This is a genomic window from Muriicola sp. E247, from assembly GCF_041358175.1.
Classification (GTDB): Bacteria; Bacteroidota; Bacteroidia; order Flavobacteriales; family Flavobacteriaceae; genus Muriicola.
Window position 1 is genome coordinate 362,495 of record NZ_JBGKBE010000001.1, and the last position, 20,984, is coordinate 383,478.

Consider the following 20,984-nt stretch of genomic DNA (forward strand, 5'->3'; position numbering starts at 1 on the left):
CATGAACTATTTCAAGAGATCTTTATTGCTGTGTTGCCTGCTGTTGTTCTCCTGTAAAGAGTACAAAGTGGGGAAAAATAGTACTCAACCAGTAAAGCAGGCAAAAAGAGACCTGGCAGAGATACAAGCCGATGGAAAATTACATGCACTTATTGCCTATAGTGCTACGAGTTATTTTCTCTATCGGGGCCAACCCATGGGGTATGAATACGAATTGCTCAAACGACTTGCCGACGACCTTGGGGTAGAACTGGTGCTTCACGTTTCCCGTGACCTGGACGAAATGCTGGACGAACTTCAAAAAGGCGAAGTAGACATTGTGGCCCACGGTCTGGCAATTACTGCTGAGCGTAAACGGGAAGTCTCTTTTGCCGAATACCTTTATATCACAGAACAGGTATTGGTGCAGCGCAAGCCTGATAGCTGGCGTAAAATGACCCTAGACAACATCCGGGAGAGGATGGTGAGTGATCCCATAGAACTTATCGGGGATACCGTTTCTGTTCGAAAAAACTCCTCCTATTTTAAAAGGATAAAAAATCTTTCCCGTGAAATCGGGGGAGAAATCATCATTGATACTTTAACAGGGAATTACGCTACCGATGAAATAATTAAAATGGTAGCAGAAGGGGAGATCAAATATACCCTGGCGGATAAAAACCTGGCATCCATCAATGCATCCTACTACCCTAATTTGGATGTGTCGGTTCCTTTGAGTTTCTCCCAGCGTATTGCTTGGGCTTTAAGGCCCGAAGCAAAGCAATTGCTAAAGGCGACCAATGAGTGGATAAAAAAAGAGAAAAAGGAAACCGACTATTACGTTATCTACAACAAGTATTTTAAAAATAAAAGGAGTTTCAGACGAAGGGTCAATAGCCCATTTTACAGCCTTAACCAAAAACAGATCAGTCGGTACGATCCTATTATCAAGGAGAACTCGAAGTTATTGGGGTGGGACTGGCGATTACTGGCCTCCCTCATTTATCAGGAATCCCGTTTCGATCCGAATGCAGAATCCTGGACCGGTGCAAAGGGACTCATGCAGCTTATGCCGGGAACTGCACAGGATTTAGGAGTAACCGAAACTGCCGATGCCGGAGAGGTGATCCGCGCTGGCTCTAAATACCTCAGGCAGCTATACCGGAATTTTGCACAAGTGAAAGACACGGTTCAGCGTATTAAATTTACAATGGCAGCATATAACTGTGGGTATAGTCATGTTCTGGATGCACAGAACCTGGCACGTGAAAAGGGGCTGAAAGACAGTATCTGGGACGATCATGTGGAAAAGATGATCCTGGCCCTGAGTTTTCCTAAAAATTACAATCATGAGGTAGTTAAGTTCGGTTATGTAAGAGGTTTGGAACCTTTTCAATATGTTGAACAGATCTTTCAACGATACGACCATTACCAGAAATTTATCGACAGGGAGGAGCCGGCAAACAGAAGTCTAGCGGGTTCTTAGCCTACCCAAAATCTGTTTTGTAAATTTTTTATCTTCTTCAAGTATATCAAAAAAGGAGGTGATAAAATCGGCAGCTTCTTTATACTGACCCGGGTCCTGAAACCGATCTTTTATTTTGACAATTTCATTGAGCATAAACGGTTTTTTAGCCAGGCAGGCCTGCCTCACCTCTTCCAGATATGACTCCTCGCGCTCATATCCTTTATAAATTCTGTCTGTAACCATCGAAATGGAGCCGGATAAATTCTGTATGTTGGTTACGGCGGCATAAGGAGCATTGACCAGCCCGGACATATCAAAATCGTATGGGACAGGAATAATTTTATTGTTCGTAAAGAGAAGTTTCTGATTGTGTTGTTGCTTGGTGGAATAGTCGGTGTTTGCAATCATAAACTGAAAAAAAGAGTTCTGGATGGAGGAGATAGGATCGTGTTGCAGTGGATGGATAAGTCGTTTTATCTCCTGCCCTTTATATCGCAGCGTTAAATAGTCCATATCTTCAATAAGAAATCCGATTACGCCATGCGTGACCTCCCGCCTGCCTTTCGCCTCAACAAGGGATATTTCGGTAAGGCGGGTTTTAAAATGATAGGGGGCCAGAATTTCGTATAGTTTATAAGCAAGGTATTCCCTTAGTACATAATCACTGGTATTTCTGTCTAGCAGACAAGGAAGAACTAATTTGAGTTTCCTATTGCCTTCAAAGGGCGTTCCTTCAATCCTGGAGTTAGAGAATTTTAATTTTAGGGGAGCGAAATAACAGGTTTTTCGTCTGAAATTTCCTCTTGCCCTTAGTTTAACCGAGAGGGAATCCCAGTTATTTCCCGCCTTATACCAGATCATAGAAGCGAGGTAAGTACTGTCATTGGTTTCCTTCTTTACCTGCTTGTTAGAATACTTAAGTTTGATGGAGAGTGGTGCCTCCTCACTGAAAAGTGGTGACCAGGCTTTTTCTGAATTAACTACTGCGATGTCCTGCCCATATCCGGGAAAGCATAAGGTGAAGAGAAAGCTGAAAATGATGGCTTTCATACTCTTGGTTTTTATCTGGCTGATCTGTCCCTGTAAGATACATATAATTGCACAAGCTGATGAATAAGTGACCACTTGAAAACTCTGTTGTAAGAAAGGACTGTTAAGGTATTGTTAATGTATTAACTTTTCTTTAACTTGTGAATTATACCAGTAATGTGATCTAATGGATGAATCAACACGATTATTTGGAGCCAGGATATGTACGGGACTGCTGTTAATTACTATAGTAACCCTCGTTATTTTAACCTACCAGGAGTATTCTGCTGAATTAGCCAGGGAAGCCGAATTCTATGTCGCTTCCTCCTTAAATCAATTTGACACCACTCTGGCGGTCAAATAAAGAGTCGCCCTTACGGTTATGCTGCTACCCGGGCTTTTAATATCTGAAAAATTACATCAATTGGACCATGACAATCCGGTAGTTCTACTGCCGGATTTTTTAATTCAAAGGTCTTCCGGCACCCATAGTACGGTGATTTTTGCTTGCCATTTCAATATTTTATTTAAAAAATTTCGGGAAAAAGTGACCTCCGTCAAAAAAAGGGGTCTTAAGTATGGGAACACATCCCGATGAATAACTAAATCAACTGAAATGAAATCGAAAAGTATAATGCAAGCTGTTCAATGGGCCGCCCATGAACGCTTTTGTCGCTATGCTTTAATGTTTCACTATCTTGGTGGCCGTTATCATTGCTCAGAATGGCAACCAACCGTAACTCATGGTAACAATACTTAGAAAATTATTTCTGGTAGTCATCGGGGATCGGAATAAATCGGCCCTCGACAAGGATCATCCATACCGAGAACTCTCTGATGAGGAATTGGTAGAGAAGATCGTGGCGACAAACAACACTCTATTATTCGGAATAATTTATGACCGGTACGCAGACAGGGTGTATACCAAGTGTTCCGGGTTTGCCCAATCTGAAGACGAGGCAGAAGACCTCACCCAGGATGTTTTCCTTACCATTTATATCAAGCTGGGCGGCTTTAGGGGTATCTCCAAATTCTCGAGTTGGGTCTATTCCATCACCTATAACTTTTGCGTCAATTATGTTACCAGGAATAAAGGGCGAAAGATCAGTGAACAATCTGAAAAGTTCGATGCAACAGAACATCAACTGGTTGGTGAGGTAGAAGATAGGAGTTTCTTCCACATGCGTTCTGATAAATTAAAATCTGTACTGGAACAAATCCCTCCGGAAGACAAGACCCTGCTGTTGCTAAAATACCAGGACGATATTTCGGTAAAAGAATTATGCGCCTTATTAGACCTTGGCGAAAGTGCAGTAAAAATGCGACTGAAAAGAGCCAAGGCAAAAACATTAGCAACCTATAACGCAATCCCCTGATGGCAGAAAACGTACAAAATCCTTTTAAAGATCTCGGCAAACGAATCATGGAGGCTCCGCCAAACCTGAAAAAGAAGGTGATGCAGGACGTGGCTGCTGCCAAACTATTTATGGACCTCGCCTCCCTATATACGCTTAATACGAAGGAGTTAATCGCAAGTTTGTTTAAAACAAGAAAAAAAGACCAATAAATACTTCACTATTATGGAAACACTAGGAAGCTTAGCAACAGACTCACTAAAGTCCATAGTCTCGGATATTGTCTCGGCATTGCCCGGTATCCTTGGCGCAATCATCGTCCTGATTATCGGATGGCTGATTATCAAGATCATTGGGTTTGTACTGAAAAAAATTCTCAGACTGGCACGGGTCGATTCCCTGTCTGATAAAATAAACGACGCCCATTTATTTGGGGAGGAGAGCAAAATTAAAGTAGATGTCATAAAAATCCTCCTGGGCTTTATCAAAGGTGTCCTATGGATCACCTTTATCATTGTAGCTGCAGAGGTCATGGGTCTCACTATCATCTCAACCGAAATATCAAACCTTCTGCGATACCTTCCTGTACTGCTAAGTGCGGTGGTTATTTTTATGATCGGGATGTATGCTGCCAGACTTATTAAAAAGGCCCTGATAAGCATTTTTGATTCTATGGGAGTGGGGGGTTCAAAGATCATAAGTGGCATCGTTTACTATATGATCATCATCTTCGTGCTTGTCACAGCCCTTAACCAGGCTGGAATCGATACGGCGATCATCACCAGTAATATCACCATGATTATTGGGGCCTTCCTCCTGGCTTTTGCCATTGGCCTCGGCCTGGGATCGAGAGAGGTAGTGGGGAAGTTGTTGAACACCTTCTATGCCAGAAAGACGTATGCTGTTGGGGACGCCATCAAAACCAAAAAAATTGAAGGTACGATTGAGGCCATAGAGGGAATCCTTGTAACTATCAAGACCAAAGAAGGGAAAATTGTGATTCCTATAGAGGATCTGGTACAAAACAAGGTAGAACTGAAATAAGGAATAACAGGGAGAAGAATCCCGTCACCATACAGAAACCAGTACAATAGAAATATAAATCAATAAATAGAGTAATTAAATAGTAAAATTAAAACAATGGGAAAATTTGAAATCAGAAAAACAAAATCAGGTCAGTACAAATTCGATCTGAAAGCGTCTAACGGACAGGTCATCCTGAGTAGCGAAACCTACAAGAGTAAAGCGAGCTGCAAGAAAGGGATTCATTCGGTAATGAACAACGCCTCAGAAGACAAACGTTTCGACAGGAAAACAGCTAAAAACGGCAGTCCGTATTTTAATATGAAAGCGAGAAACGGACAAATTATCGGTACAAGTGAGATGTATTCCAATGCCAGCGGGATGGAAAATGGGATCGCATCGGTAAAGAAAAATGCGGTAGATGCTTCCATCGATGACCAGTCTTAAATAAAATTAATTGATAACTACAAATACAAGAACGATGAAGAAAAGAGGATTACTTGCTTTATTCCTGTTGGCAGGAATGCTTGCCTATTCGCAAACCGAAGCAGAACTCAAAGCAGAAAAGGCCGTAAAGAAGGATTCTATCGCGGCCATCCAGGGCAGGGTAAACGCCCTTCAATCACAAATTGATGCCTTGCCAGGTTGGAAGACCGGGGCATTCGGCACCATTGGGGTCAACCTGTCTAGCTTTAACAATTGGTATTCCCAGGGGTTCCCTAACAACTCGGCAGGAAATATCGGGTTTACTGTCAACGCCTTTGCAAATCTCAAGGAAGAAAAATTCTTCTGGAGAAATTCGGCAAATGTGAATCTCCAGTGGGTAAAGCTCGATGATAAGGACGATGCAACTGATTCTGACAGCTTCCGGGAAGCCACAGATGTGTTTAATATCACTTCCCTTTACGGACGAAAACTGAGTGAAAAATTTGCGATATCTACCCTTGGGGAATACCGTACAACCATCCTCAATAATTTCAACGATCCGGGATACCTCGATATTGGGGTTGGGGGAACTTGGACGCCCACTGACAATCTGGTAGTGGTCATCCATCCGTTAAACTACAACTTTGTCTTCAGCAGTGAGGACACCATCTTTAACTCCTCCCTTGGAGCAAAAATCGTTGCCGATTATACCCGTCAGGTGGGAGCTATAAACTTTAAGAGTAACCTCTCTTTATTCCAGAGTTATGAAAGCGGAGATCTCAGCAACTGGACATGGATTAACTCCTTTTCCTATACGCTGTGGAAAATGATTGGGGTTGGTTTCGACTTTGGCCTGAGAAACAACAAGCAGGAAGCCCTGAACTATTCTATTAATACCCTGGGCAATACAACTGAGACTTTCGACACTGTAGATAACGACTTGCAGACATACTGGACCATTGGTCTTAGCTATGCATTCTGATAAGAGTAACAAGAATACTAAACACAATTATTAATCATTTAAACTTTAAAACAATGCTAAAAGAATTCAAGAATTTTATTATGACCGGCAATGTCATTGAATTTGCCGTAGCCGTTATCCTGGCCGGAGCCGTTGGCCTGGTAGTAAACGGATTTGTAAACGACATCGTAATGCCCGTAGTTGGTGAATTCACCGGGGGAGTCGACTTTGCAAACCTCAAGTACGTACTTACTGAAGCTTCAGGAGTTGCCGGAGAGGCCGGTGCCATTGCTGAAAACGCCATCCGTTACGGGGCGTGGATCAACACTATCGTCAACCTGATTATCGTAGGATTCGTGCTATTTATGATCGTTAAGGCGTATAACAAAACTAAAAAACCGCCTGCACCTGCTGCTCCTAAAGGACCTAGTCAGGAAGAATTACTGGCAGAGATACGCGACTTGCTGAAGAAGTAAGCATATTACCCCAAATCAACGAAAGGCCCCCTGTGTGATCATTGTCAGGGGGTTTTTCAATTTAAAGTGCTGCCGTATTTCAGTATCTGTTTTATACATTGCAAAAGAAACAGATCTACTAACATGATTCAGAAATTAGGTCTTGGCGGAGGCTGCCACTGGTGTACCGAAGCGATCTTTCAAAGCCTGAAAGGGGTTTCGGATGTACAGCAGGGATGGGTTTCTTCCACTGAAGCCATGTCTTTTTCCGAGGCGATACTGTTGTCTTTTAATCCTGCAGAAATAACACTTTGGGATCTCTTACACATCCACCTCGATACCCATAGTGCCACCTCAGCTCACCAGATGCGTAAGAAATACCGATCAGCGATTTACGTTTTCTCAAAAACCCAAAAGGCTGAAGTGGAAAATACACTGGAAGCATTACAAACTGAATATTCAGAAAAGCTAATTATCCAGGTACTCCCATTTAATGATTTCAGGAAAAACAGTGAAGAGTACCTCAACTATTATCGCAGGGATCCTGAAAAACCATTTTGCAGAAACGTGATCAATCCTAAACTTAATAAGCTCCGGAAAAAGTACAGAAAGCAACTAGATCCGGATAAAATTTCCCTTTCTGAAGCAGGAGAATAGCGCAACCGACGTTTTGTGATCTGCCTAATAATGAGTACCTTATACAGGGTAATCATTAAAATTTCAGCGTTATGGGAACAATAAAGGCATGGAATAAATGGGCCAATGCCCATACGTATTACGGGCTCGACATCATACGTGCAGCTCTCGGGTTCTTTCTGATCTTAAAAGGAGTAGACTTTATGTCTGATGCGGGAGCTATGGCTCTGGTTATGGATCCCTTCCGCGAACTTCCGGGCAGTATGATGATCATCCACTACGTGGCAGCCGCTCATTTCGTCGGAGGATTTTTTATCATCATTGGCCTGTTGACCCGCTGGAGTGTTGCATTGCAGATGCCCATTCTGATAGGGGCCATCCTTACCAATTTCCTGGGCGTAATGGTCATGAGCAACCTCATCCAGGCTGTTGTTGTATTTCTGATTTGTGCTTTCTTTATTTTCTATGGATCGGGGAAACACTCGCTCGACTATTATCTGAAGATGCAGAAATAGTCGGTTAGGTTTTGATCTATTTTAATTAAAGCTTACCTCCTGCTGGGCATCACCAGACTGTCTGCCGGGTAGGTCTTCGCCAGATAGGTCATCTGATCTTTAGCCCATTTGATGATCAACTGCCGCTGCTCATCCGTTAGATTGGCCTCCGGGTGTAAACCGAAATAGGTATAGTCCTTCAAAGGCATCTCCTTCTCTTCCACCATTTCAATGGTTTCCTCTAGCTTATGATTCTGAATAGCGATAGGTCTTTTGGTGAATTCAGAAAAATTCAGATGGCCTTTCCCGTGTTCAATATGGTCATTCAGCCACCATCCCACAGGTTGAACCTCAGCATACCAGGGATATACCGTATTATTTGAATGGCAATCATTACAGGAAACCCTCAGTATTTTATCTACCTCTTCAGGGACCTCATATTTTGTGCTGATATCATAAGTGAGATCGTTACTGTTGTTTTTCTCTGGTCTGAAGAACTGGATCACCACAAAGGCAAGGATCAAGACGATTCCGATTTTCTTTAACATGATAGTTGGATTAGGTTAACATTCCAAAACTATACTTTTTCTCTGAAAATAATCAAGAGTCCACATGCCATTTCCAAAAATTAACACCCTTTTAAGGAAGCTTTAAGGATAGAGATTTAATCCTATCTTTAGTCCGTTGCAACTATTGCAAACATCCCCTTCCAAATATTCCCGGGAATTATGGAGAATCGTCAGGATCAGATCAACCGCCTAACCGAAAAACTGGAATTACTAAGTCAGGTACACTCCCATTTTTCAGAAGAAATTAAAGCCCTTAGAGTCGAGATCGATCAGCTGAAAAATGAAGCTGTAACAGCCCCCGCACCTGAGGAAGTACCGGAGAAAAAAGCCCCCGCTGCGGAGGCTGCAATACCAGAGGTATTAGCCCAGAGGGAAGAAAGGGAGGTGGCTGGAAGGAACTACTACCGACTTAACAGCAATAAAATTCTGGGGGGAGTTTGCTCCGGGATGGCTGATAGCACAGGGATGAACCTGGCGTTAATGCGCTTTTTGTGGGTGGTCTTTGCCCTGCTGTTTTGCATAGGAGTAGTTGTCTATATGATCCTGTGGGTTAGCCTCCCGGAAAAGGAAAGTTTGTCTGCTTCTACCCCTGCAACACCATTTCAGGATTTAGGAGATGGGAAGGCCACTCCTGAAGTTTCTACCAATGAGAAAACTTCAGATCTCGAAAAGTATATCGGAGAGAATATCATTAGCAAGATCGGTATTGCCGTGCTGATTATCGGGGTAGGGATAGGAGCTAAATACTCCATTGAGAATGATCTTATCAGTCCGCTGGTTCGCATCCTGCTGGGGTATCTGGTAGGGGCGGCACTTTTGGGACTTAGTTTCCGCCTGCAAAAGAAGTACGACAATTTTAGTGCAGTACTGTTCAGTGGTGCCATGACTATCTTTTATTTTATTACCTATGCGGCATATGATTTTTACGGCTTATTCCCGTCTTATGCAGCCTTTCTGATGATGGTATTGTTTACGGTAGCTACGGTTGCAGCTTCCCTTCAGCTTAACAAACAGTTTATTGCACATATCGGCCTGGTTGGTGCTTATGCCGTTCCTTTTTTACTCAGTACCGGGGAAGGAAATGCCCTGGTGTTGTTTAGTTATATGACCATTATTAACAGTGGAATCCTTGTGGTTGCCTTTAAAAAATACTGGAAACCCTTATACCTGGCAGCATTCGGGCTAAGCTGGCTTATTGTTGTGAGTTGGGTGGCTGCGGCCTATGATGCCGAAGTCCATTTTATCCTTGCTATGGCCTTCAGTGCGCTGTTCTTTTTGCTTTTCTACGCTACCTTCCTGGCCTATAAAATCCTGAAGAAAGAGGTTTACTCATCCCTGGATATCGTTCTGGTTATGGCCAATTCCTTTATTTTCTACGGGCTTGGCTATGGCTTACTTTCCGGGCAGGCCGATGGAGAAAATTACCTCGGGCTATTTACGCTGGGCAATGCCATCCTGCATCTTGGGATTGGAATTCTCGTGTACTACCGAAAAGGGATCGACAGGAATATCTTTTACCTTATTTCCGGATTGGTACTGGTCTTCCTTACGCTCAGTATTCCGGTTGAACTTGATGGGAGCTGGGTAACTCTCTTATGGTTAGGAGAAGCCCTTGTCCTCTTCTATATCGGTAAAACCAAAAAGGCGCCTATCTATGAAAAACTCGCCTACCCACTTCTGCTATTGACTGCAATAAGCCTTGTGCAAGACTGGGTTTGGGCCTACGAAGATGCTGAAGAAGCTTTTACAGCATTCCTGAATCCTACTTTTCTTACCTCTGCCCTCTTTTGTGCAGCTTTGGCTTACTTTAATTATCTGTACCACAATCAGAAGTACCAGGGAGCCTATGAGGAGAATACAGGGATATGGCGACTTATCTCCATAGGTTTAGGCAGCTTACTTCTACTGGGTATTTACGCTTCAGTTGCCCTGGAGATAAGTTACTATTGGGAAGGCCGGTTCCTGGCCTCTGAGACCGAAGTTTCTTATGGCAGGAGTTATAACTATGATCTGAGGGCTTTTCAAACCCTCTGGGGAATGATATATTTCTTGGGATATACTGCTACCCTGTTATTTGTAAATTCCCAATGGATCAAAAGCAGGATGCTTGGTGTGCTGGGGCTTTGTCTGGCAGGCCTTGGGCTCGTATTCTTTCTAACGGTAGGCCTCTATGATCTGAGTGAACTGAGGGAGAGCTACCTGGGCGAAAGTTTTAATGAAGGCTTTGATGCAGGGATATTCCACCTCCTGATCCGGTACATTGCCATTCTTTTTATGGGCCTCGTTTTTTTCGTGTCCTATCGCTATTTAAAGAGCAGCTTTCAAAAGGCGGCATTTACCCCGGCCTGGGATCTCATCCTGGCCGTATCCCTGTTATGGGTCCTGAGTAGCGAATTGATCCATTGGCTCGACCTTGGCGGGGCGGATCGGCTTTACAAACTATGGATAACCATCTTTTGGGGTATGTATGCACTTGCTCTGATCAGCATAGGTATCTGGAAGGGCAGGAAACACCTTCGTATCACCGCTTTGGTGTTATTCAGCATTACGCTCATCAAATTGGTATTTTATGACCTGGCCAACCTGAATACCCTGGCAAAAACGGGCCTTTTTGTGGTCCTGGGTGTCTTATTGCTTATCATTTCCTTTCTGTACAACAAATTCAGAAGTCGGATTTGGGGAGAATAAGGGAGATTGTACTACTGTACCGTTAATCCGATTTAATCGACGTATGACCTCCTGTCCGGAGCTTCACCACAGGATTTTGGGGTTTCACAACAATTATAGGCCGCTTCACCACAAAATGAGGTATCTTATATAGAGAAAATGAACGTATAAATCCCTCGTCGCTATGGAAACAAATACAGAAAAACACCCCATTTTAAACAAGATTTTAATGGCCTTAAATATCAGTCTGGAGGTAATCCTGGTGCTGATCGCCCTTGGTTTTATAATTGGGTTGTACGGAATTTTGAGTTAGTGCTTGTTTTTTCATCAAATGGAAAAAGCCTTTGCAGAAGCAGGGGCTTTTTTTATGATTGACCCACCCCTCAATTTCCTTCCTTATCTCATCCAAAACCCAGCTCAGATTATTTTTAACGTCAGGGTTACTAAATCTGATCAAACGCACTCCCAACGACTCCAGTCGGGTTTGTCTTTTTAGATCATTTTCGTGATTCCCTTCCTCAAAGTGAACGGAACCATCAACCTCCACAGCTAATCTTAGATCCTTACAGTAAAAATCTACTATATACCTGTCAATTGGGATTTGTCTGCTAAATCTCACTCCTAACTTCTTGTTTTTGATCTCTCGCCATAGGGCAATCTCGGCGTAGGTCATATTATTACGGAGTTTTTTGGCTAGGATAACGAGATATGGATGATAGGGTATTATTTTTCTCATAGGTTGACCCACCCCTTAATCCCCTCCCGGGAGGGGAGCTCTTTATTATTGGGATTGGAGGTCATACAAAGGTGAGATCTACCGCTGAAGCTTTAAAGCAGATTAGTCGGATGAGCGAACATAGCGAAACTCAGGTCCGTCACAGGGGGTAAAATCGCTTTGAATAAGCATGCCATCAGCCTCAAAGAAAAATTCCTGAGGTTCAGCAAAGCAATTTCGAACAAAATCATGATCTTCAGAATAAGTGACCAGGTACCCCGATCTGCCCCCCTCTTCGCTTATCACCCATCGGCCTTCCACGACGGTAGTATCCCCATCCCGGGTCAGGGATTTCAGAAATAGGCCGTTGGATACAAACTCCAACTTCTCCGTATAGTCCATCTCAGAGGCCTGTTGTTCCGTCTGTGTCATGTAGGAATAGGTACTGTCTAAAACCCATCGATCTGACTCCAACGGATCGTTGGAAGAGCTACAGGAAATCGATATCAGGAAAATCAAAACAAGTAATCGGGACATGGTAGAATTTTCTTCTAAGATAGAAAAAACAGCAGGGGGTTGCTTTGAAGAACGCTCAATTGAATCTCAATAAAACCTGTCATTACAACTTTCCCTCGTCTTGTCAGAAAAATCGTTCGGTAAATTCTACAGGTATTTGGGACATTATTTAGTCGAATTCATCCCTGTAATTCTGAAGGTTTCCACCTCGCCCTACATCTTTGAACTTTCAAAATTTAGTCAGCTGATAGCATTCGTATAAATAGACTATCTTTCTTAACGGAATTAATATTAAAAACCAATCAACATGCCAAACAACTATGTAAAATTTCAAGTAAAAAGTTCAGGACAATGGCTTAACATCGCATGGGGCGGTAATGCCGCTGGTACGGAAGCCTGTCAGGGCGCAACCCCTACAACCGATAATTTCGAGTGGGAAGTAATTCCTTCTTCTGTGCCAGGATGGTCGCTTATCAAGGTAAAAAGCAGTGGTCAGTACCTGAACGTTCTCAACGGGGGAAATGATAACGGTGCTACAGCGGGCCAGAATCCCCTGCCAAATCCCAGTGCGGCACCCGAAAATTTTTTATGGCAGATAGCGCCAGATCCGTCCAATCCAGGCTGGTCTAAGATCCAGGTAAAAAGCAGCATGCAATTTTTAAACATATTTAATGGCGGCAATGAAAACGGAAGAAGGGCTTGCCAGGGTAACATCCCAACAACAACCAATTTCCTGTGGATGCAGAGTGAGGCCAAGACCCCTAAAAATGTAACCGTTACTATGACTATCCTCGACTATCCCTCCATCTTTGCGCTCCCTGATCAAACCAGGCTTACAGATGCCCAGGCGAATGCCTACCTATCCATGGGAGATGATAACAGGGGAGGAAAAGAGAATGGCAATCAAAGCTCCTTCGAAACCATATTAAATCCCGGAAGTGAGGTAACTTGGCAGGCGGTAGCAGGTAGCAATAGTAACAAAGCCGGCTATTCGGATGCGATTACTAATATTACCTATGAACAGGGGTCTGGTGAAAATGTTCTTGGTCCCGTTACTCCGATAGGCAACAGCGGAAAAGTACAGTCACAGGTAGTCTGGACGGCCATTCCCCCGGATGGAAAAGACAATGAGGCCTATACTATCACCTTTACACTCACCAACGGGGGAGTGACCAAAACCTATTATTTTGATCCGAAAATTAGAGTAAACCCTAATAATTAAAGACAAATACTAATTGAGGCAACGAATTTGGGTCATACTAACTTTTGTTTCTCTATTATGGGGAATCGAGCATGGTATGGCTCAAAATCAAAGAGTGGCGGATAGCCTTATTAAAAAATTAAACCAGTTGGAGAGCAGTAATGATTCGCTAAGGCTTCATTGGTTGGCAGAGATATCGTTTAATCATAACAATCCGGATAGTTTATTATTCTATTCCCGACAATTAATTTCATTGTCCGATGAATCGTATTGGTTATTGCGAGCGTATTATAACGAAGGATCAGCCTTACGTTTGCTGGGCGACCTGGACGGAGCTCTAGAAGCATATTTTAAAAGTCTGGAGTTTGCCCGACAATTGGGGGATAAAAAAAGAGAAGGCAACGCCTATATAGCCCTTGGAGATGTCTATTCGGTCTCTGGTGCCCATAAGAACTCTACCGATTATTATTCCCTATCCATCCCTATTTTCAGGGAAATAAAGGATTCTGTTAAACTTGCCACTGCCCTATTCAATGCCGGCGATGAATACCTCAATCAGGACAGTCTTGCCACGGCAGTTCTCCATTTCAATGAATCTGCAGAGCTATTCGATCTCCTTGGCTATCCCATTGGCGTGGCCTACAACCTGGGGAATATGGGCTTAGTTTATGCCATGCAGGGTAATGAAGCCCTGGCCCTGGCCAACATTGATGAGGCTATTACCCTTCTGGAGGAGCAACAAGACTATTATGGGATTGCCGCTTACCTCACCTATATGTCTGATGTTTACATTAATAAAGGCGATCTTAGTTTGGCCCTCGATTATGCCGAACGCAGCCTTAAACTGGCTTCTACCTATGGCCTGAAAGACCAAATGAGCGAGACCAACCTGAAACTGGCTACGCTTCACGAGCAAATGGGAAATACTGATACTTCCTATAAATATTACAAAGACCATATCGCGTATCGCGACAGCGTGCGAAATATGGAGTCCATCCAGCAAATGGCCGACCTGGAAACCAGCTATCAGGTATCCCAAAAACAGGTGGAAGTTGACCTGCTGAACGAACAAAAAAAGACCCAGAAGATCATCGCCTACAGCACCGGGGCTGCCATGCTCCTGGTGGGCCTCTTTGCCATAGGCTTGTACCGCCGTAATAAATTCATACAGAAGACCAAACAGATCATCGAAAAGGAAAAAGACAGGTCTGAAGCCCTTTTGCTCAATATCCTGCCCGAAGAGATCGCCGAAGAACTCAAGGCCAATGGGAGTGCAGAAGCAAGGGAGTTCGACCAGGTTTCCATCCTGTTTTCAGATTTTAAAGAATTTACCCAGACGGCCGAAAAGTTATCCGCCAAGGAACTGGTTAGTGAGATCAATGTATGTTTTAAAGCCTTCGATCATATTTGTGAAAAGTATGAGCTCGAAAAAATTAAAACTATCGGCGATGCCTTTATGGCGGCCGGGGGTCTTCCCGTACCCTCCGATGTAGCAGTAAAAAACATTGTTCTGGCCGGACTCGAAATGCAACGCTTTATCACGGAGCGCAAAAATCAATTAGATTCCGATGGTAAACCGGCTTTTGAAATGCGCCTCGGAATCCATACAGGTCCGGTTGTCGCCGGTATTGTCGGAGTAAAAAAGTTCCAGTACGACCTATGGGGAGATACCGTAAATACAGCTTCCCGGATGGAGAGTAACAGCAAAGTGGGGATGGTAAATATCTCCCGTAATACCTATGAATTATTGCAGGGTGATCCCGATCTGCAATTTGAGAAAAGAGGGGAGGTAAAAGTAAAAGGCAAAGGGGCTATGGAAATGTATTTTGTGAGTCTGAAGGAAGCGGCATAAGTTCGCCGAACTCACTGCCATTAAAAAATGAAATTAAATTTTCTCCGGGGGGCACCAACATAATCCTATCTTTAAAGCATATATGTCTAGATTTCTATTAGAAAAACCATCTTAACTCATGTCCATTTTATGAAGTACGCCAAAATTTCCCTAGTAATTTCCTTTTTACTGCTCCTAAGTATAGCAGGCTGCGAAACCAAAAAAGAGAAAGAGCCCGAAGAGAAGAGAGAAATGGTAGAGATGGTGACCGATAAGGGAACCATGCGTATCGCCCTTTACAATGAGACACCTCAACACCGGGACAATTTCTTAAAACTTGCCCGGGAAGGGGCCTATGACAGCCTTCTTTTTCACAGAGTGATCGAAAACTTTATGGTGCAGGGAGGGGATCCGGATAGCAAAATTGCCAGTGCCGGAGATACGCTTGGGAACGGCGACCTTGATTATACCGTGCTCGCGGAATTTCACCCCGACTTGTTTCACAAAAAAGGGGCCCTTGCTGCGGCCCGGACCGGCAATCCCGAACGGGCTTCAAGCTCAATGCAGTTTTACCTGGTCCAGGGACAGGTTATGACAGATAGCTTGCTCACCCTGGCCGAAAACACAATCAATGAATGGCTAGCTGAACATTACCTGATACATGATCCCCAGTACAAGGCACTGTATGAAGGATTGAAAAAAGCCGATTCTGCCCAGGATTGGAGGCAATTCCGAACCCTTCAGGACAGTGTGAGAAATATGGCCACGGCCTATACCAATTTCGAGAAGTATACCATCCCTCCCACTCAGAGAGAAGTTTATAAATCCGAAGGAGGAACCGCCTTCCTCGATCAGAACTATACTGTATATGGGGAAGTGGTAGAGGGCCTCAACGTTATTGACTCCATCGCCAAGGTGAATACCGGTGATATGAACAGACCTCTTGAGGATGTCAGGATCCTAAAAATAAAGGTGGTGGAATAAGCTTCAGAAGGAGCCTGTTTCTTTGCTACTCATCTTCATTCTCTATTTCCATGTCGATCAGGGAGATTATGTTCTCACACATGGCCTTCATTTCATTAAACTGCCCATTCATAACGGAGAATTCATAGACCGCCATCACAAAGCCGTTTTTTTGTTTCAGGTCTTTTAGCATGGCCTCGTAATTCTCCCTGGAAAGTTCAACATTCTCCCCCGCCTTCCCTTCGGTGACCTGATAGGTAAAATTTTTAACGATGGGATTCAGGTCGAGAACGGCATAGGAGGGCTCGTAAAGCAAGATCTCGGCATCGTAACGGAAGTGTTCCTCTTCGTTCTTTAGTTTTTTATAGAGGGCCTGCAGGTTGAGTAAGCCGTTTTTAATACTGTCATTGGAAATCAGGGCCAGGTTCCCCGAATTGACTAATTCCTGGAAGGTGTTATCCTGCTGGGTAAATTTTTGCCAGATATAGATATTGGTGGTATGAAACGCAAAGGCATTCAGGTCGGTCAGGGGTTTCCCTTCAAAATGCTCCAGCACGTAATTGGCAGATTCTATCCTTGAATTCCTAGTTGAAATGTACCTGTCTAGTTCTGAAATATTCAGGATCAGGTCGGTTCTTAGGTTTTTCAGATAGTGTAATTCCTGGGCCCGTTGTTTTCGTGCCTCATTGTTATTGTTGATCTGCAGGGCGATCAGGATTCCGATGACTACCAATAGGATTTCCCCAATAGCGTAGAGCAGGTATTTACTGAATTTATTATCCGTGAGCAATTGTTGGCGGATTCGCCTGAAAAACTTGATCATTGTACTTTAATTTCCTTTTCAATTTCCTGTAGCAGTGCTTTACACTCATTTAATGTGATCTTGGATTCCCTGATAAAATAGTCATATACATACTTATAATTCTTAAGAGATTCTATGAATTCCCGGTTATTAATAAGTTCATCATAATTTACGGGTAAGCGTATGTCCCTGCCATTTTCATCCAAACGACTCACAAAATATCCATTCAGATAATCGAGCATATAGTGATAAAAATCATCTCGAACTTCCCTGAAAGCGAGCTTCACTATAGGGATCTGATACGTGTATAAAATGCCTATTTCCGATCGGAGATGATGATCAGATATAAGATCCATACCCATTGAAGTGAGGGACTCGTATCCGCTCGACTTTAAAGCGATATCAGGATAGTTGAAAAGCCTTACAAAATGTTGTGCCAGGGAATCGTTATAGACTCTGGATTCTTCCAGATTATATACAACAATATCGATGGTTTCCATGATACTTTCTATCCCTTCTTCCGGATCGGAGATGATATAGTTCAACCTGTTGATATTGTGCTTCAGGTCCGACTTAATTTCTAACAAGGCGTGCTGTTCTTTCTCATTGGTGATCCGTTTTTCATTCCAATTATTGATGGATAGGGCAATCAGAATCCCGATAACCACCAGAAAGATCTCCCCGATAGCGTAGAGCAGGTATTTGGAAACCTTGTTTTCGGAAAGGAGTTTTTGTCTTATACGCCTAAAAAACTTGATCATAATTGGTGGCTGGTTATAACACCACCTAATGTACTTAAATATTTGGCAATATCTTTGATGCTAAAGAGCAAAACCACCGATATGACTTTACAGCTTCGTTTCGTTTTACCACTTCTGATTATCTCCTCTCTTGGCACTCTCCATGCACAGAAAAAAGGCTATGAACCCGGCTATATCATTACCCTGGAAGGTGACACACTGCGGGGGCAGGTAAAGGACCGATCTTCAGAGCCCTTTGTGGAAATGTATCCCCGTATCCGCTTTATCCCTGAGGGCCGGTCTTCCAGACAAAAATATCGCCCTGGAGAAATCCTGGGTTACCGCGCCGGTGGAAGGGTGTACGAATCCCTGCCCCTAAGGGAAGAGTCAGCATTTTTTAAGTTCCGGTATTATTTAGATCCGAATGCAGAAAATGTGTTTCTCCGACTTATAAGCAGGGATGGACCTTTAGCCTATTACCTACTGGAATTTATTGATGACGACAATAACTTTGTAGACAATTTCCCCCTGTTTCACCTGGAGGGCGAAAGGGAAATGGTGCGGGTTACCCAGGGGATGTTTGGCCTGAAAAGGGAACGACTAAAAGAATATTTCGGAGACTGCCGCGCCCTGATAGCAGCTTTGGAATACAAGGAATTAAGGGAGGTAGAAGAGGTCTATGATTTCTATCTGGACCAATGCCTTAATTATGCTTTGGCAACTGAGGAAATTCAAACTATCAAAGGAAACTGGCAGATCGACCTCAGGCCTTCTGCTGATGCCGATCCCTATCTGCAGCCTTTTGAGGTCACGGCCGTATCAGGCAACACTTTTCAGGGGTACTTTTACGGAAGTCCGCTGGAGGATGCCAAACTCAACCGCAACTGGGAGGTGCTTTATTTTGCCTTTACTACACGGGATAATACCTATGAATACTATCATTCGGGATATCTGCTAGACGGGAAGCTTTACGGTATCAGTTACTGCCCGGGAAGGGAGTTTGTACAACCCTGGGAGGGAGTCCCAAAATAAAGGCAATTTTTAAACGAGGCATTTCGGAAATCCCTGTTTGCAGAAGTCTGAATATCAGAATAGTATGTATTCGGATAGCTAAATCAACATCTTGGGACAATAAATAGCCATATTAGTCCTTTTACAGCTGCTTCTGCCTTTTGTATTCCCTATCTTAATTCTTCCAGCAATAATCTCTCAATACCTTTATCGTAAGAGTATTTCTGTTTTTTGGAGCTGTATTATTAACCCTAAAACCAACCAAATGAAAACACCCCGAGAACCCAATGTGAAATCCATGATGAGGCTAGGTTTCCTGGCGCTACTTCTGGCCGTTTTTTCCTGTAGTCCTGATCCGGTACTGAGTCCCGAAAACTTAGAATCAGCAAACGCCCGTTCTAAATCGAAAAACAAAAAGAAATCCGGAAATGCCGTTTTAAAAACCCTGGTCAGTGGAGCTCACCTAAACGCAGCTAACGGCCTCGATATTGGGCCAGACGGACATCTCTATGTTGGCAGTGTAAACGGACAGGAGATCGCGGTGATCAATAAGAATAACGGAAAGATCGTTAAAAGAATCACAGATGGTGTTGACAGCCCGGATGATGTTGTATTTTCCCCGGATGGATCTGCACTGTACTGGACCGATATCCTCACGGGTGAGATCGGCCGAATGGATATGGAAACCATGGAGGTGAGGAAACAGTTCGTGGCCCCGGGGGTAAATCCAATCCGTTTTACTGAGGATGGCAGCCGCCTTTTTACCGCCCTGGATTTCCTGGGGGATGGCCTGTTTGAATTGGATCCGGACCTCATCGAACCACCACGCCACATTATATCATGTCCCGGGGGATTTTGTTTGGGCTTCTTCAACTCCTTTGATACCCGGATGGAAAACGGTAAACTCATGCTCTATGGTCCCCTGTTTGCACTTAACCTGGTTATAGCGATTGATGTGGATGCCATTCCCGACAATACGGAGTTCCCCGCTGATCTTAGCGGTTTGTTCGGGCCATATGTTAGGATTGTTGCAGGCACCCTTGGGGATTCAGACCTCTTTAATCCGGCAGCAGCCAAGTTTGGACCGGATGGCGTATTGTACGTCCTGGATCAAGGCGGAAATCTCTGGAAGGTAAACCCCGATGGCAGCGATGACAAAACTCTGTTCACCACTCTTCAACCAGGGCTTGACAATATGACCTTTGATGAGGACGGCAGCCTGTATATGACCAACAATGACGAGGGATGGGTAGCCGAGATTCTGAAAAGTGGTCAGGCAAGGATACTGAGCCCGGGAGGGATTATAGTTCCACAGGGCCTCGCCGTTATGGCCGGACCCAATAATCAAGACATGCTCTATGAGGCTGATCTTTTTCAACTCAGGCAATTTAACGGTACCAGCGGAAAGCAGGTAAATGCATATAAGGGGTACTTGATTCCTGTTGTTCCGGATGTAGGACTGGCTTCTTTAATCCTGCCGATGAACGTAACAGTCGACGGGGACAATCTCATTATTTGTTCTTTCTTTAGCCCGGGAGTACAGGTCTGGAATCCGCAGGAAGGGGTCGTAGAAAACTATCCTGCGCCTCAGGTTGCCGCCCCAATCGATGCGGCAAGGGTACAGGGAGAAATATATGTGAATGACCTGGGACTGGGCGGCATTATTCGTTTGAGTGACAATGAATTGATCTTACCAGGTTTGTACAGCGGTGTGGCCTCGGATGGGGAAACCCTTTGGGTAGCAGACTATTTTAATGGCGATATCGTACAAATTAATTTTGATGGAGGAGTACCAGATATCACGGTCTTTGATTTTGAATTAGAGGGGCCCGAAGGCCTGGCCCTGGATCTGGATGGTAATCTTCTGGTTGTGGAAGAAGGTGCTTCCCGATTATCTCGAATCGACGACCTGTCATCAGGAGAAGTAATAACCATTGTAGAAGGCCTGGATTTATTTAAGGGCGGCTTACCCGAGTTCCCTCCATACTGGTTCTTTGATGGGGTAGCTGTTGGTCCTTCGGGAGACATCTATATTACAGGAGGGGGAGCAAAAGTCATTTATAAGGTCAAGGCTAATAAAGTGCCATAAATATCTTCTAAAATATAGCTATTTAATTTCTATGAGAAACCCGGTCCAGAAGGC

The 20,984-nt window shown here is 43.8% G+C and carries 22 protein-coding genes; 16 read left to right on the plus strand and 6 right to left on the minus strand.

The window, feature by feature from the left end:
* Position 1: 1 nt before the first annotated feature.
* Positions 2-1,465, plus strand: a complete 1,464-nt coding sequence (locus ACA086_RS01660; protein WP_369747996.1) for a transporter substrate-binding domain-containing protein — start codon at positions 2-4, stop codon at positions 1,463-1,465.
* Here the strand turns inward: ACA086_RS01660 and ACA086_RS01665 are convergent.
* The gene (locus ACA086_RS01665; protein ID WP_371001584.1) at positions 1,451-2,497 is read right to left on the minus strand and encodes a hypothetical protein; all 1,047 of its coding nucleotides are present in this window, start codon (positions 2,495-2,497) and stop codon (positions 1,451-1,453) included. The two genes, ACA086_RS01660 and ACA086_RS01665, sit on opposite strands and share 15 nt — an antisense overlap.
* 166 nt (positions 2,498-2,663) lie before the next feature.
* Between ACA086_RS01665 and ACA086_RS01670 the strand changes: the two genes are divergently transcribed.
* The 9 genes from ACA086_RS01670 (at position 2,664) to ACA086_RS01710 (ending at position 7,847) form a co-directional block, all read left to right on the plus strand.
* A complete protein-coding gene (locus tag ACA086_RS01670; RefSeq protein ID WP_371001586.1) occupies positions 2,664-2,840 on the plus strand; it encodes a hypothetical protein in 177 nt (58 codons plus the stop codon).
* A gap of 379 nt (positions 2,841-3,219) precedes the next feature.
* Positions 3,220-3,852: an RNA polymerase sigma factor gene (locus ACA086_RS01675; RefSeq protein WP_371001587.1), complete on the plus strand. Its 633-nt coding sequence runs from the start codon at positions 3,220-3,222 to the stop codon at positions 3,850-3,852.
* Positions 3,852-4,043 (plus strand): hypothetical protein, encoded by a 192-nt coding sequence (locus ACA086_RS01680; protein ID WP_369747992.1) that lies wholly within the window; start codon positions 3,852-3,854, stop codon positions 4,041-4,043. The genes ACA086_RS01675 and ACA086_RS01680 overlap by 1 nt, the downstream gene beginning before the upstream one ends.
* A 13-nt stretch (positions 4,044-4,056) precedes the next feature.
* Complete coding sequence (locus ACA086_RS01685) at positions 4,057-4,875, plus strand: mechanosensitive ion channel domain-containing protein (protein ID WP_369747991.1); 819 nt, start codon at positions 4,057-4,059, stop codon at positions 4,873-4,875.
* Between the two features lie 96 nt (positions 4,876-4,971).
* Complete coding sequence (locus ACA086_RS01690; protein ID WP_369747990.1) at positions 4,972-5,301, plus strand: YegP family protein; 330 nt, start codon at positions 4,972-4,974, stop codon at positions 5,299-5,301.
* A 34-nt stretch (positions 5,302-5,335) separates the two neighbouring features.
* The gene (locus ACA086_RS01695) at positions 5,336-6,262 is read left to right on the plus strand and encodes a DUF3078 domain-containing protein (RefSeq protein ID WP_371001588.1); all 927 of its coding nucleotides are present in this window, start codon (positions 5,336-5,338) and stop codon (positions 6,260-6,262) included.
* Between the two features lie 53 nt (positions 6,263-6,315).
* Positions 6,316-6,717, plus strand: a complete 402-nt coding sequence (gene mscL / locus ACA086_RS01700) for a large conductance mechanosensitive channel protein MscL (protein WP_371001589.1) — start codon at positions 6,316-6,318, stop codon at positions 6,715-6,717.
* 123 nt (positions 6,718-6,840) lie between these two features.
* The gene (locus tag ACA086_RS01705) at positions 6,841-7,353 is read left to right on the plus strand and encodes a peptide-methionine (S)-S-oxide reductase (RefSeq protein WP_371001590.1); all 513 of its coding nucleotides are present in this window, start codon (positions 6,841-6,843) and stop codon (positions 7,351-7,353) included.
* A 71-nt stretch (positions 7,354-7,424) separates the two neighbouring features.
* Positions 7,425-7,847 carry a DoxX family protein gene (locus ACA086_RS01710; RefSeq protein WP_369747986.1) on the plus strand — a complete coding sequence of 141 codons (423 nt, stop codon included), beginning with the start codon at positions 7,425-7,427 and terminating at the stop codon, positions 7,845-7,847.
* Between the two features lie 32 nt (positions 7,848-7,879).
* On the opposite strand, the gene ACA086_RS01715 is transcribed toward ACA086_RS01710, so the two are convergent.
* Positions 7,880-8,374 carry a heme-binding domain-containing protein gene (locus ACA086_RS01715; protein ID WP_369747985.1) on the minus strand — a complete coding sequence of 165 codons (495 nt, stop codon included), beginning with the start codon at positions 8,372-8,374 and terminating at the stop codon, positions 7,880-7,882.
* Positions 8,375-8,554: 180 nt separating this feature from the next.
* Here ACA086_RS01715 and ACA086_RS01720 point away from each other — a divergent pair, with 180 nt between their 5' ends.
* Entirely contained in the window at positions 8,555-11,083 is a 2,529-nt protein-coding gene (locus tag ACA086_RS01720; RefSeq protein WP_371001591.1) for a DUF2339 domain-containing protein, read from the plus strand.
* A gap of 214 nt (positions 11,084-11,297) precedes the next feature.
* Here ACA086_RS01720 and ACA086_RS01725 read toward each other — a convergent pair whose 3' ends face one another.
* Together ACA086_RS01725 and ACA086_RS01730 are read right to left on the minus strand one after the other, a co-directional pair.
* Complete coding sequence (locus ACA086_RS01725; RefSeq protein ID WP_371001592.1) at positions 11,298-11,798, minus strand: endonuclease domain-containing protein; 501 nt, start codon at positions 11,796-11,798, stop codon at positions 11,298-11,300.
* 102 nt (positions 11,799-11,900) lie between these two features.
* Positions 11,901-12,314 carry a hypothetical protein gene (locus ACA086_RS01730; RefSeq protein ID WP_371001593.1) on the minus strand — a complete coding sequence of 138 codons (414 nt, stop codon included), beginning with the start codon at positions 12,312-12,314 and terminating at the stop codon, positions 11,901-11,903.
* Between the two features lie 286 nt (positions 12,315-12,600).
* Here ACA086_RS01730 and ACA086_RS01735 point away from each other — a divergent pair, with 286 nt between their 5' ends.
* The 3 genes from ACA086_RS01735 (at position 12,601) to ACA086_RS01745 (ending at position 16,309) form a co-directional block, all read left to right on the plus strand.
* Entirely contained in the window at positions 12,601-13,515 is a 915-nt protein-coding gene (locus tag ACA086_RS01735; protein WP_371001594.1) for an RICIN domain-containing protein, read from the plus strand.
* A 76-nt stretch (positions 13,516-13,591) separates the two neighbouring features.
* Positions 13,592-15,346 carry an adenylate/guanylate cyclase domain-containing protein gene (locus ACA086_RS01740; protein ID WP_371001596.1) on the plus strand — a complete coding sequence of 585 codons (1,755 nt, stop codon included), beginning with the start codon at positions 13,592-13,594 and terminating at the stop codon, positions 15,344-15,346.
* Between the two features lie 129 nt (positions 15,347-15,475).
* Positions 15,476-16,309, plus strand: coding sequence for a peptidylprolyl isomerase (locus ACA086_RS01745; protein ID WP_371001597.1), 834 nt, complete (start codon positions 15,476-15,478; stop codon positions 16,307-16,309).
* A gap of 25 nt (positions 16,310-16,334) precedes the next feature.
* Here ACA086_RS01745 and ACA086_RS01750 read toward each other — a convergent pair whose 3' ends face one another.
* Entirely contained in the window at positions 16,335-17,111 is a 777-nt protein-coding gene (locus ACA086_RS01750; protein ID WP_371001598.1) for a DUF6090 family protein, read from the minus strand.
* Positions 17,108-17,851 (minus strand): DUF6090 family protein, encoded by a 744-nt coding sequence (locus ACA086_RS01755; RefSeq protein WP_371001599.1) that lies wholly within the window; start codon positions 17,849-17,851, stop codon positions 17,108-17,110. Before ACA086_RS01755 ends, ACA086_RS01750 begins: the two co-directional genes overlap by 4 nt.
* 81 nt (positions 17,852-17,932) lie before the next feature.
* On the opposite strand from ACA086_RS01755, the gene ACA086_RS01760 reads away from it, so the two are divergent.
* On the plus strand, positions 17,933-18,862 hold the full coding sequence (locus ACA086_RS01760) for a hypothetical protein (protein ID WP_371001600.1): 930 nt from the start codon (positions 17,933-17,935) through the stop codon (positions 18,860-18,862).
* Positions 18,863-19,106: 244 nt separating this feature from the next.
* Positions 19,107-20,930 (plus strand): hypothetical protein, encoded by a 1,824-nt coding sequence (locus ACA086_RS01765; protein ID WP_371001602.1) that lies wholly within the window; start codon positions 19,107-19,109, stop codon positions 20,928-20,930.
* The last annotated feature ends 54 nt before the right edge of the window (positions 20,931-20,984 follow it).

Excerpts from the sequence above, each read along its gene's own strand:
- ACA086_RS01660 (WP_369747996.1), top strand. The coding sequence starts at position 2 with ATGAACTATTTCAAGAGATCTTTATTGCTGTGTTGCCTGCTGTTGTTC.
- ACA086_RS01665 (WP_371001584.1), bottom strand. The coding sequence starts at position 2,497 with ATGAAAGCCATCATTTTCAGCTTTCTCTTCACCTTATGCTTTCCCGGA.
- ACA086_RS01670 (WP_371001586.1), top strand. The coding sequence starts at position 2,664 with ATGGATGAATCAACACGATTATTTGGAGCCAGGATATGTACGGGACTG.
- ACA086_RS01675 (WP_371001587.1), top strand. The coding sequence starts at position 3,220 with ATGGTAACAATACTTAGAAAATTATTTCTGGTAGTCATCGGGGATCGG.
- ACA086_RS01680 (WP_369747992.1), top strand. The coding sequence starts at position 3,852 with ATGGCAGAAAACGTACAAAATCCTTTTAAAGATCTCGGCAAACGAATC.
- ACA086_RS01685 (WP_369747991.1), top strand. The coding sequence starts at position 4,057 with ATGGAAACACTAGGAAGCTTAGCAACAGACTCACTAAAGTCCATAGTC.
- ACA086_RS01690 (WP_369747990.1), top strand. The coding sequence starts at position 4,972 with ATGGGAAAATTTGAAATCAGAAAAACAAAATCAGGTCAGTACAAATTC.
- ACA086_RS01695 (WP_371001588.1), top strand. The coding sequence starts at position 5,336 with ATGAAGAAAAGAGGATTACTTGCTTTATTCCTGTTGGCAGGAATGCTT.
- mscL (WP_371001589.1), top strand. The coding sequence starts at position 6,316 with ATGCTAAAAGAATTCAAGAATTTTATTATGACCGGCAATGTCATTGAA.
- ACA086_RS01705 (WP_371001590.1), top strand. The coding sequence starts at position 6,841 with ATGATTCAGAAATTAGGTCTTGGCGGAGGCTGCCACTGGTGTACCGAA.
- ACA086_RS01710 (WP_369747986.1), top strand. The coding sequence starts at position 7,425 with ATGGGAACAATAAAGGCATGGAATAAATGGGCCAATGCCCATACGTAT.
- ACA086_RS01715 (WP_369747985.1), bottom strand. The coding sequence starts at position 8,374 with ATGTTAAAGAAAATCGGAATCGTCTTGATCCTTGCCTTTGTGGTGATC.
- ACA086_RS01720 (WP_371001591.1), top strand. The coding sequence starts at position 8,555 with ATGGAGAATCGTCAGGATCAGATCAACCGCCTAACCGAAAAACTGGAA.
- ACA086_RS01725 (WP_371001592.1), bottom strand. The coding sequence starts at position 11,798 with ATGAGAAAAATAATACCCTATCATCCATATCTCGTTATCCTAGCCAAA.
- ACA086_RS01730 (WP_371001593.1), bottom strand. The coding sequence starts at position 12,314 with ATGTCCCGATTACTTGTTTTGATTTTCCTGATATCGATTTCCTGTAGC.
- ACA086_RS01735 (WP_371001594.1), top strand. The coding sequence starts at position 12,601 with ATGCCAAACAACTATGTAAAATTTCAAGTAAAAAGTTCAGGACAATGG.
- ACA086_RS01740 (WP_371001596.1), top strand. The coding sequence starts at position 13,592 with ATGGCTCAAAATCAAAGAGTGGCGGATAGCCTTATTAAAAAATTAAAC.
- ACA086_RS01745 (WP_371001597.1), top strand. The coding sequence starts at position 15,476 with ATGAAGTACGCCAAAATTTCCCTAGTAATTTCCTTTTTACTGCTCCTA.
- ACA086_RS01750 (WP_371001598.1), bottom strand. The coding sequence starts at position 17,111 with ATGATCAAGTTTTTCAGGCGAATCCGCCAACAATTGCTCACGGATAAT.
- ACA086_RS01755 (WP_371001599.1), bottom strand. The coding sequence starts at position 17,851 with ATGATCAAGTTTTTTAGGCGTATAAGACAAAAACTCCTTTCCGAAAAC.
- ACA086_RS01760 (WP_371001600.1), top strand. The coding sequence starts at position 17,933 with ATGACTTTACAGCTTCGTTTCGTTTTACCACTTCTGATTATCTCCTCT.
- ACA086_RS01765 (WP_371001602.1), top strand. The coding sequence starts at position 19,107 with ATGAAAACACCCCGAGAACCCAATGTGAAATCCATGATGAGGCTAGGT.